We start from the raw sequence: 12,406 nt of genomic DNA on the forward strand, positions 1-12,406 counted from the left end.
CCCCTAAATAGTTAGATGATTCAGTCATTTATATTGTACTTGAAAACGCTCTATCAGAAAAGAGCAAACTACTACTTGTTAAAAATATTCCATAAATTCAGTTTATTGTTTTTTATTGTCATATCGCTTATTATTTCGATAATTATTAACGTTTCTCATCATATTTTTCGCTTTTCTACATATATTTTTGTATATAATAAACAAAATTAATCGAAAAATCGAAAAATGAGCATTTGCAAATCAAAAGACAATTCTGTAAAATAAATTACAAGAAATTGTAATCGTTGCCCATAGCTAAATTTTAACAAAAATTAACAAAATAAAAAAGTTTACTTCACAAAAGTGAAGTAAACTTAAAAAATAACCTATTCTAAGAAATCCTTAAGACGCTTACTACGGCTTGGATGTCTTAATTTGCGAAGTGCTTTTGCTTCAATTTGACGAATACGCTCTCTCGTTACGCCGAATACTTTCCCAACTTCTTCAAGCGTACGAGTTCGTCCATCATCTAAACCGAAACGAAGACGTAGAACATTTTCTTCACGATCTGTTAGTGTATCTAACACATCTTCTAATTGTTCTTTTAGCAATTCATAGGCTGCATGGTCCGCAGGCGATGTTGCTTCTTGGTCTTCAATAAAGTCACCTAAATGGGAGTCATCTTCTTCACCAATTGGTGTTTCAAGAGAAACTGGCTCCTGTGCAATTTTTAAGATTTCACGTACTTTTTCTGGAGCAAGATCCATTTCCTCACCAATCTCTTCAGGAGATGGTTCGCGACCTAAATCTTGTAATAATTGACGTTGTACACGAATTAACTTATTAATCGTTTCAACCATATGAACTGGAATACGAATTGTTCGCGCTTGGTCTGCAATGGCACGTGTAATAGCTTGGCGAATCCACCAAGTTGCATACGTACTAAATTTGAAACCTTTACGATAATCGAACTTTTCAACAGCTTTAATTAGACCCATATTACCTTCTTGAATTAAGTCTAAGAAAAGCATACCACGGCCTACATAGCGCTTTGCAATACTTACTACAAGACGTAAGTTTGCTTCTGCAAGACGACGTTTCGCTTCTTCATCGCCTTCTTCAATACGCGTTGCAAGTCGAATTTCTTCTTCTGCAGATAGTAAGTCTACACGACCAATTTCTTTTAAATACATACGAACAGGATCGTTGATTTTAACCCCAGGTGGTACACTTAAATCATTGAGGTCAAACTCTTCTTCTGTTTTTGTAATTTGGCGATTATTAGGGCCTTCTTCGTTGTCATTATCACCAACTAAATCAATGCCTTGTTCACCTAAATATTCATAGTATTCATCCATTTGATCGGATTCAATTTCAAATCCATTCATGCGTTCTGCAATCTCTTCATATGTAAGAACGCCACGTTTTTTTCCGAGCTCAGTGAGTTGTTCTTTCACTTGCTCAAGGGTCATTTCAGTTTCAATTTGTTTAGAACGAGCTGGTTTGTCAGCCATCTGTTCCCCTCCTTACGCGAGATACAAACATTCATTATACTAAAACTTTATCAAAAAAGCTATTTTCTCGCTTTTTGATTTTGTAAATATGCTACATAATATTTAGCAGCCTCTACAGGATCTGTTTTTTCCATTTGTTTCACTTTAAAGATAATTTCCATCTTTTCAAGTTTTTCCTGATGCCGTCTAAGCGTCTCCAAATGGCCTTGCAACACTTCTTCTGTGTATTCTGGATTAATAAATTCATCCGTCGAAATATCAGTGATAATATTTTTCAACTTTTCATCAGAGAGCCAACTTAAAAATGTTCCAACTGAAGGTTCATTTCCCTTTTCATAATATGCGTATAGTTCATATAAAATCCCTTTATGTTCTTCTGTATGAAAATCTTCTATATGGGATTCCATACGAACAGCTACTTCTGCACTTTGCAACATATGGTAAATAATTTCTCTTTCCGCTCTTTCAAAACCTGTTAACTTCGGTTTTGTTTGAACGACTTGAGACGGTTTAGCAACCTGCTTTATTTGTTTTTGCTGTACCTTTTGTTCTTTGCGATATTGGTGCAATTGGTTCAAAAGTGTTTCCATTGAATACGAAAATTCTTGCGATAATGACTTCAAATATGACTCTGCCTGCATCGCATCTTGTAACAACGATAACTCTTTTAAAACACTCTTCACATATTCTTCTTTGCCAGACTCATCTTGCAAATTTTTCCCTAAACGCAAATAATTTATTTTAAAACCAACAAAACTCACACTTGATTTCACAAGATTTTCAAAAGCAGTAGTCCCATATTGTTGCACATATTCATCAGGATCAAGCTTATCTGGCAAGGATGTGACTTTCACTTGGCAACCAACTTTTAGCAATAATTGCCCTGCTTTCATCGTCGCTTCTCGCCCTGCTTTATCACCATCATAGCAAAGAACAACAGTTTCAACGTTACGTCGCAGAAGTTTTGCTTGTTCTTCAGTTAAAGCTGTTCCCATTGTCGCAACAGCTTCTTCCACACCACTTTTTACCGCAGCTAGTACATCGGCATATCCTTCGAAAAGAACCACTTGCCCACGCTTTCTAATAAACGGTCTTGCTTGGTGGAAGTTATACAACAATTTACTTTTGTGAAAAATCGGTGTTTCAGGGCTATTTAAATATTTCGGAGTGTCATCTCCTAACGCCCTTCCACTAAACGCTATCACCTTACCTTGTAACGTATAGATCGGGAACATAACTCTTCCACGGAAGCGATCATAATGACTACCATCCTTCTCACTTCTTATTAGAAGGCCAGCTTGTTCCATACTAGACAGCGATAAACCTCTTTTTTGTAAAATTTTCGTCGCTGCATTCCAAGCAGGTGATGCATAACCAATTTCAAACTTCTCAATCATCTCTTTCGTAATACCACGGTTTAATAAATATGAAAGTGCTTCATTTCCCTCTTCCGTATTTACTAATAAATGATGATAATACTTTTTCAATAATTCATGAGCTTGTTGCATGATGACAGTGTCATCAGATATGTCTTCTTGTTGTCCTTGCCCTGATGTATACTCTGCAACCGCAATTCCATTTCTTTCGCCTAGCTTTTGAACAGCCTCGGTAAAAGCCAGTCCTTCCATTTTCATTAGAAAGGAAAATACATTTCCACCTTCTCCACATCCGAAGCAATGAAAAATTTGCTTATCAGATGAAACAGAGAATGAAGGAGAATTCTCACCATGAAATGGACAAAGGCCGAAATAATTACGCCCCTGTTTTCTAAGTTGAACGTATTCACCAATGACTTCTACAATATCGGATGATGTCCGAATCTGTTCAACAACTTCTTCGGGAATTCTGTTCCCCATAACTCCATCTCCGTGTCGTATTTTGTATTCGATATAAATTAAAAAATTCCTTTATAATTCGACAATATTTTTCTAAACTTGTTAGAAAGTGTTGCCGATTACATTGTATAAACGATTTTGAACCTTTCCTATAGGTCCTTTATCTGCATAAATCGCATATACATACTTGCTATATAAAATTGTATACATTTGCTCATCTGTTACAAATGTATCTCTTAGAAACAATACATATACACCTTTTTATAAGAAGAGTAGCAAGCCACATATACTGTTTGATCTTGAGATTTGTAACTTTTTCATGTTGATCCATATAACGATCAACTCCATTTTGTTCAGTATCTACAAAGATCCAATTGCCTTGCTATTTCCTTAAAGGATGAGCATATGATGCGACAAACAAAATTCCGACATGAAATTCCGCTCCAACTTGCACAATTTCAGCCTTCACGGGATATACATCTACACCAACTAATATGTTGTTGATGCTTTGCATATTTCTGTATTCTACATCCCTTCTGCGAATCCTTCCATAATGTGCGTTTTCTTGTATAGATTTTGTCGATTTAACGTAATTACATGTCTTTTTCGTAAATCCTATCCCTAGTTTATTCTGAAAAATTAAAGTCTAAACGTAAAATATAGGTTTTTATCACAATTTTTTATTATAATATATTTTCTTCAACTACGCTACATATCCCTTTATTTTTTCATCTTACATTTCAGGATGACAAACTCACACCTTGAATATACTAAAAGACAAAGGAGTATAAGTATAACCATTACACTACAATCTATTACAAAATCCATAGGTATCATATTTCACACGAGCGAAAAAAGCACATTCACCTTTGGTAAATGTGCTAAAACATTTTTTGGTTTTGCACTGCATTCACAATAATATTTGCTGTTTCTTCAATCGCTTTATTCGATACATCGATTACTTGGCAATTTATTTTACTAATTACTTCCTCAAAATGATTAATTTCTTCTTGAATACGATTAATATTTGCATATGTTGCTCCATCACTTAATCCAAGTGATTTTAATCGTTCTTTTCGAATATGATTTAACTTATCTGGCGTAATTTTCAAACCGAAACATTTTTCTTTTGCCACTTGATATAGTTCTTCAGGTGGGTCAACTTCTGGCACGAGTGGTACATTCGCAACTTTCAAGCGTTTGTTATGAGCTAAATATTGGGAAAGTGGTGTTTTTGATGTACGCGAAACACCAATCAACACGATATCCGCTTTTAAAATACCTCGTGCATCTCTGCCGTCATCATACTTCACAGCAAACTCAATCGCTTCAATCTTTTTAAAGTATTCTTCATCTAACCTACGGACAACGCCTGGCTCATATCTCGGCACTTGCCCCGTAATTTCTTCTATTTGATCAATAAGAGGGCCGATAATATCGTATGCCTCTACCCCTTCTTTTGCAGCCTCTGTTACTAAATATTTGCGCATATCAGGCTTAACTAACGTAAAACATATAAGTGCTTGATTACTCTTAGCAATCGAAATCACTTCTTTTAGTGTCCCTGTATCTTCTACATATGGTACACGTCTAATATCAGGAGCAAACGGGAATTGCCCCATTGCTGCTCGAACAACCAAATCAGCCGTTTCCCCTACAGAGTCAGATACGACATATACGATTTTATTATCCATTACATTACCTCACTTTAAACAAATTACACTTATTCGTTATTTACTAAATTTACAAACGCACGTGTAATATTTGTTTTTGTAATTCGCCCAATCACTTCTAAACCTTGTTTCGTATCTTTTACAACTGGCATTGCATCAATCTGTCTTTCTATTAATTCCATCGCAATATCATATAAAGAATCCTCTCTACGACACATCGCAATGTTTGGCATCCTTGTCATGATAATATTAACCGGAAGAGAGGTTAAATCCTGCTTTCCTAAGCTCGCTCTTAATAAATCTTTACGAGACACAACACCAACTAATAGAGTCATCTGATCTACAACGAACAATGTACCAACGTCCTCTAAAAACATCGTACAAATTGCATCGTATACGGAAACATTTTTATCAATTACAACCGGTCTAGATTGATAATCTTGTACTTTAATTTTCTTAACAGCTTCAGATAATAGCTGCCCCCCAGTTTTACCCGTATAAAAATAACCTACGCGTGGACGTGCTTCTAAATAACCAGCCATCGTTAAAATTGCTAAGTCTGGTCTTAGCGTCGCACGTGTTAGACCCAATTGCGCTGCAATTGATTCCCCTGTAATAGGACCGTGATCTTTTACAATCTGAATGATATGTTCTTGCCGTTTATTCAGCTCTATGATAATCACCACCTTTAATGCACAACGAAAAAAGTTATACTATCTCTTAAATATTATATACTAAATATGCTATTCGAAAAAGAAAGTATGTAAAAAGGACCGTATACGGCCCAAAATTATATTTGAAACTTATCAAGTTGTTCTAAAAAACGTCTTGATTTCAAATAAATTCCGCAATATTCATCATAATATGTATTCAATACTAAACGCATTTGTTTTTTTGTGCTATCCTTTACCGATACATTTCCGAGCCTATGTAAATCAAAATGGAAGAAAAGACGTAATAATTTATGAACAGCTTCTCCTACCGGTATACGATACGGGTCTTGCTCCGCATGACGTGAGCACAGAAAACCGCCTTCCCTAACGGAGAAGGCGACAAAGTCTGTTTCTTGATGACAAATCGCACATGTATCAAAGTACGGGCGCATCCCTAATACCGGAAGCATTTTCGTTTGATAAATTAATGATAATACTTCTGGATCAACACCCTCACACATATAATGCAACGTTTGATATAACATTTCAAATAAATACGGATTATGTTTTTTATCTTCTGTTGCTTTATCAGTTAATTCAACAATAAATGATGCATAAGCAGTTAAAAATATATCCTCGCGAATTTCTTTCATAGTTGAAATAATCTCGCCTTGTTGCAATGTTCCAAGCCCAGATCCCATTTGAATAAGAAACTGGCCATGTGTCATTAATTGCGACATAGATGCTAATCGGCTTTTCGGTTTTTTTGCCCCTCTTGCCATTGCACTTACCTTACCAAGTTCTCTTGAGAATATTGTAACAATCTTGTTCGTTTCTCCGTAATCTGTCGTACGGATAACGATGCCCTCAACTTTTTGAAACATGTTCGTCACCATCCAAGGTTTGAACAAAACGGGTCAAGAAATTGGAGAGTCTAGATGCGCTAGCTCCTCTTCATGTTGATCCATCTCATCGTTTACGTCTTTTTCCATTTCTTTCAAAAGCAAGTACGTTTCAATGCTTCCTGTTTTGGAGAAAAACTTCCAGGTAAAATCTAGCATAAGAATCCACCTTTCTCAATAAGCGTAGCCTATAAACCAATTTCCTTTGTTGTTATTAAATTGACCCATTTTGTCCATTTTCATGTGAGAAAAATTTTTCCTAATTTATCAAAGTTCATAAAAACCAATAATCAGTGGATGAACCAACCATCCACTGATTACAGCTTGACTCTATTTTAGTACTCATCCTCGCGGAAACCTAGGTCACGAAGCTGAGACATTTTATTACGCCAATCTTTTTGCACTTTTACCCATACTTCTAAAAATACTTTAGAACCAAGTAGCGCTTCAATATCAAAACGAGCTCGCTTACCAACTTCTTTTAACATTTTCCCTTGTTTTCCGATGATGATTCCTTTTTGTGATGCACGTTCAACAACAATCGTTGCATTTATATAAACTGCCCCGCCCTCACGCTTTTGAATCGCATCGATAACAACAGCCACAGAATGCGGCACTTCTTCACGTGTTAAATGTAGTACTTTCTCACGAATAAGCTCTGCAATAATAAATCTCTCCGGATGATCCGTTACTTGATTATCTGGATAGTATTGTGGTCCTTCTGGTAAATACTTTTTAATTGTTCCAATTAAAGCGTCCACATTATTACCGTCTAACGCAGAAATTGGTACAATCTCTGCAAACTCATGTAGTTTACGATATTGATCAATTAACTCTAGTAATTGCTCTGGATGAAGTTGGTCAATTTTATTAATTACTAAAAATACTGGTTGTTTCGTTTCTTTTAACTTCTCGATGATGAATTCTTCACCACGACCAAAGCCTTCGACAGCATTAACCATAAACAGAACGATATCAACTTCTTTTAATGTCGTTTGCGCCATCTTCACCATGAAGTCGCCTAGTTTATGTTTAGGTTTATGTATTCCTGGTGTATCAATGAAAATAACTTGTGCATCATTTTCTGTATATACACCTTGAATTTTATTACGAGTCGTTTGTGGCTTATCACTCATAATAGCAATTTTCTGGCCGATAATACGATTTAAAAATGTAGATTTCCCAACATTCGGTCTGCCAATAATAGAGACAAAACCTGATTTATAACCTTTTCTATTCATGTAAATCCTCCGCTAAAAATGCTCCTGGTAACAATTCTCCGACTGTCGTCTCTTGAACGTCACCATGTAAATTTGTTAAGTATACTTTCGTATCCTGTTTACATAATTCTACCATAACTTGTCGACATGCTCCACAAGGAGGTACTGGGCGCTTTGTATCTGCTACAACCGCAATGGCTACAAATTCTTTATCTCCTTCAGAAACCGCCTTAAATAAAGCTGTTCTTTCAGCACAATTACATAAGCCATATGATGCATTCTCAACATTACATCCACGATATACTTTTCCATCGCGCGTTAATAGTGCTGCACCTACTTGAAATTTAGAATATGGTACGTACGCTTGTTTACGCGCTTCGATTGCTTCTAAAATTAATTGTTTACTATTCATATTCCCGCATCCTTCCTGTTCACAGCTATGAAGAGGTACACTCTCTCATTAAAGCCCCTTACGGCACTTCCAAAGCTTAATAAAAGCTTCGGAATGCAACTATACCATATACGGTAAAAAGATAATAGCACCAATTATAACAGCTATAATTGCAAACAATAAAACCGCTCCTGCCGCAACATCCTTTGCAATTTTTGCAAATGGATGAATATCGGCAGTCGCTAAATCTACTGTTTTTTCCACAGCCGTATTTACCATTTCTAAACTCATTACACTCCCTATTACAATAAGTAATATCATCCACTCTGTTCTCGTAATATGGAAATAAAAGCCGCAGCATATAACAATGACTGCGGCTAAATAATGGATTTTCATATTTCGCTCATGACGAAAACAAAAGAATATACCAGCTATAGCATATCCAAAACTATCTATAAGTTTTCCTTTTTTCATCGTCCTAATCCAAAAGCTTCTAAAATTTCTTTTTGTCTTCCGAACATTTCTTTTTCATCTTCTTCTGTCATGTGATCATAACCAAGTAAATGTAAAAAGCCATGTAATGCCAAAAATCCAAGTTCACGATCGAAAGAATGTCCGTACTCTTCAGCTTGCTCTTTCGCCCTTGGAATAGAGATAATAAGATCACCTAACATGCGTGGCATCTCTGCACCAACAATCTCCATTTCTCCTTCTCCCATTTCTTCCATCGCAAAGGATATTACATCTGTAGGTTGATCTTTATCTCGGTAATCACGATTAATTTCTCTAATGCGCTCATTATCTACAAATGTCACCGATACCTCCGCACCCTCCTCGATATTTTCCATTTGAGCTGCTTTTTCTAACACTTCACGAATTAAACTCATATACGCTTCTTTTACTTCTTCTGTTTCATCAATAAAATCAATTAACAAACTCATTCTTTCTCCTTTTCTTCCGGAAGTTCCGGATATGTAATACGCGAATGGAAAATACCATTTAACGTTTCACACAACGTTTTTCCAACGATTTGTAGTTCCTTAAACGTCAAATCACATTCACTAAATTGACCGTCTTGTAGTCGATCTTTAATAATACTTTGCACCAAATTATTAATTTGTTCTGGCGTTGGGTGATTCATAGAACGTACCGCAGCTTCTACACTATCAGCAATACCAACAATTGCCGATTCTTTCGAAGTTGCTTTTGAACCTGGATAACGGAACATCTCTTCTGTATATTTTTCTTTATCTTCTTTAATAGCTTTATAATAAAAATATTTCAGTAACGTTGTACCGTGATGTTGCCCAGCGATATCAATAATTTCTTGTGGAATATGATATTCTTCGAGCATTCTTACTCCATCCGTTACGTGAGCAATTATAATATCTTTACTCGTTACAGGATCTAATTTATCATGCGGGTTTTCAATTCCCATTTGGTTTTCAATAAAAAATTGCGGTTGTACTGTTTTTCCTACATCATGATAATATGCCCCTACACGCGCTAATACACCATTCGCCCCGACTGCTTCACAAGCAGCCTCAGAAAGATTCGCTACCATTACACTATGATGATATGTCCCTGGCGCTTCTAACAAAATTCTGCGTAAAAGCGGATGATTTGGACTTGATAGTTCCATAAGCTTCATGCTTGATACGATTCCAAGTCCACTTTCTAAATATGGTAAAATCCCCATAGCCAAAACGGATGATATAATCCCTGAAAGTGAAGCCATTAATAATTGCGTACCAATTTCAAGAGGCGAAAAATTCCCATTACGTAATAATAAGAGCGCCGCCAATACGACTACATTTAATACAGAAACGAGTATACCAGCTTGTAAAATCATTGTACGACGATTTTTTTCTCGCAAGAAAATACTAACCGATAATGAACTTAACAATACGTAAATCCCTACACTATAATTTAATGTACTCGTTACTCCTTCATTAAACATAATACTTCCGCATACAGAAAAAATCATACTCGTTAAAAAGACAAATCGATCACCAATCATTAGTTTTACAAGTATTGTTCCCATCGCAACTGGGACAACATATGCAATCCCCGCGTATTCAAGTTTTTGAAACAAACTAATGATTTTCATTAAGACGATTGTGATAGACAAAATTGTAATATACGCTAAAACATACGGTCTATCTTCTCTTTTTCTCTTTAAAAATAATTCAAATTGTTTATGCATAAAGTATAGTAACACACCAATGAGTACCGCTAATCCAACATAAGGTTGAAAGCCGTTCCCTTTTTCTAACAAACCAACTAATTTCAACTGATTATACACATCACTTGAAATTGTTTCACCTTCTCTAACAAGAACTTGTCCTTGAAGAATATAAACAGGTGGAACTAAATCTTCCTCTGCTTTTCTCTTCTCTTTCGTTAAGATCGGGTCATAAAAATAGTTTGCTGAAATTGCATATCTTCCTAGCGCCTTAATTGACTCTTTTAAACCATTATCAACATTAACACTATTCATCTCACTTACATATCGTTCTTTCGCATCTTTCAATTCGTCCATTTTAATATGCTCAGTCATGATACTATTAATCGCTGTGACCGCAGCATCTTTCGCTAATACTAATTGGCTCGAATCTGCATTAATCAAACTTAGTAAGTTTGAATCAGATAATTCTTTCGTTAAGTCAGCGGGTAGTTTCTTTTTTAACTTCTCCACTTTCTCAGCATCAGTCATCTTTTTTTGATCATCCGGTCCAACAGCTTTAATCTCTTGCACCACTTCATCCACTTTAGCAAAGACGTCATTCACAATATCAACTTTGTTTTGTTTATACTCACTTTTATATGTATATTGATCTTCAACTTTTGTAGCGGCTTCTTTTTTCTTTTTATCCGTTGTAACTTTATCTTCAATTTTTATAGGAGAATGGATTGTCTTTTTCGCAATAGAATACATATTAACATCTAATTGCTCTGGTTTTACATTATTCATAAGCGCAAAAAACAGCACTGCTCCTAATACAACGTAAGAAATCCAACTTAGTTTTTTCGAATGTTGTAAATTACGAAACCACTTAGAAATTTCTTGAGATCTTGACATGATTTCAATACCTTCTCCTCTCCAGAAATAAAGTGAAACTATTTATAGCTTTCATTTCTTCTACCAAACGATACTTTGAGGCAACATTTTATACACTAGTACCTATAGTTTATTTTCCTTATCTTTCATGATAGTAAAAAATATGACGTTCGCCAACCTTATCATACAAAAAGAAATGATCCTGACAAATAGGATCATTCCATTTTATCATATGCCTCAATAATACGTTGCACCAATGGATGTCTCACAACGTCCGTTTGTTCTAATGTAATAAATGACAGGCCTGATACACCAGATAAAATATTAGCAGCTATAGATAGCCCTGATTTTACCCCTTTTGGCAAGTCTACTTGTGAAGGGTCCCCTGTAATAACCATTTTAGAACTAAAACCTAATCTTGTTAAAAACATTTTTATTTGAGCACCCGTTGTATTTTGAGCCTCATCTAAAATAACAAATGAATCATCAAGCGTACGCCCCCTCATATAAGCAAGCGGCGCGATTTCAATTACTCCTCGCTCCATCATACGCTGCGTATATTCTTGTCCAAGAATATCATGTAAGGCATCATATAATGGGCGTAAGTATGGATCTACCTTCTCTTTCAAATCCCCTGGTAAAAAACCTAAATTTTCTCCAGCTTCTACAGCAGGTCTTGTTAAAATAATTTTCTTTACATACCCTTGTTTTAAAGCCCTCACAGCCATTACTACAGCTAAGTATGTTTTTCCAGTTCCTGCAGGCCCTATCCCAAAGACAATATCATTCTTCTTCATCGCATGAATATATCGTCTTTGCCCCATTGTTTTTACACGAATGGATTTACCTTTTGCAGTCTTGAAAATTTCTTCTTCATATAACTCTTCAAATTGAGCAATTTTCCCTTGTTGTGCAAGCTGAATTGCATACGCAACATCTCTCTCTGAAATTGATATACTTTTACGAATTACAACAAGTAATTGCTGTAAGATTTTTTCTACGAGTGTCACCGTTTCAACTGCCCCAGATACATGAACAGTTTCTCCTCTAGTTACGATCGATACATTCAGTTCTCGTTCAATTACTTTTAAATGTGCATCATTGACTCCAAAAAGAGCGATTGCTTCGTTAGTATTTTCCAATTGTTGGTTCATTTCTACTAATTGTTCTGCCATTAC

13 protein-coding genes are annotated in these 12,406 nt (G+C 35.7%); all 13 read right to left on the reverse strand.

Annotation, left to right across the window (positions count from 1 at the left end):
- Positions 1-365 precede the first annotated feature (365 nt).
- The 13 genes from rpoD to GBN78_RS02735 all read right to left on the reverse strand — a co-directional run bounded on the left by rpoD (position 366) and on the right by GBN78_RS02735 (position 12,403).
- Positions 366-1,493, reverse strand: a complete 1,128-nt coding sequence (gene rpoD / locus GBN78_RS02680) for an RNA polymerase sigma factor RpoD (RefSeq protein WP_000764066.1) — start codon at positions 1,491-1,493, stop codon at positions 366-368.
- Positions 1,494-1,552: 59 nt separating this feature from the next.
- Positions 1,553-3,349: a DNA primase gene (gene dnaG, locus GBN78_RS02685; protein WP_152126915.1), complete on the reverse strand. Its 1,797-nt coding sequence runs from the start codon at positions 3,347-3,349 to the stop codon at positions 1,553-1,555.
- Between the two features lie 81 nt (positions 3,350-3,430).
- A complete protein-coding gene (locus GBN78_RS30060; RefSeq protein ID WP_000479733.1) occupies positions 3,431-3,574 on the reverse strand; it encodes a hypothetical protein in 144 nt (47 codons plus the stop codon).
- Positions 3,575-4,209: 635 nt separating this feature from the next.
- The gene (locus GBN78_RS02690) at positions 4,210-5,022 is read right to left on the reverse strand and encodes a pyruvate, water dikinase regulatory protein (protein WP_000368937.1); all 813 of its coding nucleotides are present in this window, start codon (positions 5,020-5,022) and stop codon (positions 4,210-4,212) included.
- A 29-nt stretch (positions 5,023-5,051) separates the two neighbouring features.
- Positions 5,052-5,684 (reverse strand): transcriptional regulator CcpN, encoded by a 633-nt coding sequence (ccpN, locus tag GBN78_RS02695; protein ID WP_000583756.1) that lies wholly within the window; start codon positions 5,682-5,684, stop codon positions 5,052-5,054.
- Between the two features lie 107 nt (positions 5,685-5,791).
- Positions 5,792-6,538, reverse strand: coding sequence for a DNA repair protein RecO (gene recO, locus GBN78_RS02700; protein ID WP_152126917.1), 747 nt, complete (start codon positions 6,536-6,538; stop codon positions 5,792-5,794).
- 33 nt (positions 6,539-6,571) lie between these two features.
- Positions 6,572-6,715, reverse strand: coding sequence for a YqzL family protein (locus GBN78_RS02705; protein ID WP_000883924.1), 144 nt, complete (start codon positions 6,713-6,715; stop codon positions 6,572-6,574).
- Between the two features lie 176 nt (positions 6,716-6,891).
- Positions 6,892-7,797, reverse strand: a complete 906-nt coding sequence (gene era, locus GBN78_RS02710) for a GTPase Era (RefSeq protein ID WP_001080229.1) — start codon at positions 7,795-7,797, stop codon at positions 6,892-6,894.
- On the reverse strand, positions 7,790-8,188 hold the full coding sequence (locus GBN78_RS02715; protein WP_001086282.1) for a cytidine deaminase: 399 nt from the start codon (positions 8,186-8,188) through the stop codon (positions 7,790-7,792). The genes era and GBN78_RS02715 overlap by 8 nt, the downstream gene beginning before the upstream one ends.
- Before the next feature lie 99 nt (positions 8,189-8,287).
- Positions 8,288-8,641 carry a diacylglycerol kinase family protein gene (locus GBN78_RS02720; RefSeq protein WP_000715469.1) on the reverse strand — a complete coding sequence of 118 codons (354 nt, stop codon included), beginning with the start codon at positions 8,639-8,641 and terminating at the stop codon, positions 8,288-8,290.
- A complete protein-coding gene (gene ybeY, locus GBN78_RS02725; protein WP_152126919.1) occupies positions 8,638-9,108 on the reverse strand; it encodes an rRNA maturation RNase YbeY in 471 nt (156 codons plus the stop codon). The genes GBN78_RS02720 and ybeY overlap by 4 nt, the downstream gene beginning before the upstream one ends.
- Positions 9,105-11,249 (reverse strand): HD family phosphohydrolase, encoded by a 2,145-nt coding sequence (locus GBN78_RS02730; protein ID WP_000091514.1) that lies wholly within the window; start codon positions 11,247-11,249, stop codon positions 9,105-9,107. The genes ybeY and GBN78_RS02730 overlap by 4 nt, the downstream gene beginning before the upstream one ends.
- Positions 11,250-11,443: 194 nt before the next feature.
- Entirely contained in the window at positions 11,444-12,403 is a 960-nt protein-coding gene (locus GBN78_RS02735) for a PhoH family protein (RefSeq protein ID WP_000840520.1), read from the reverse strand.
- Positions 12,404-12,406: the final 3 nt, after the last annotated feature.

Source organism: Bacillus sp. B2-WWTP-C-10-Post-4 (assembly GCF_009183805.1).
Classification (GTDB): domain Bacteria; phylum Bacillota; class Bacilli; order Bacillales; family Bacillaceae_G; genus Bacillus_A; species Bacillus_A cereus.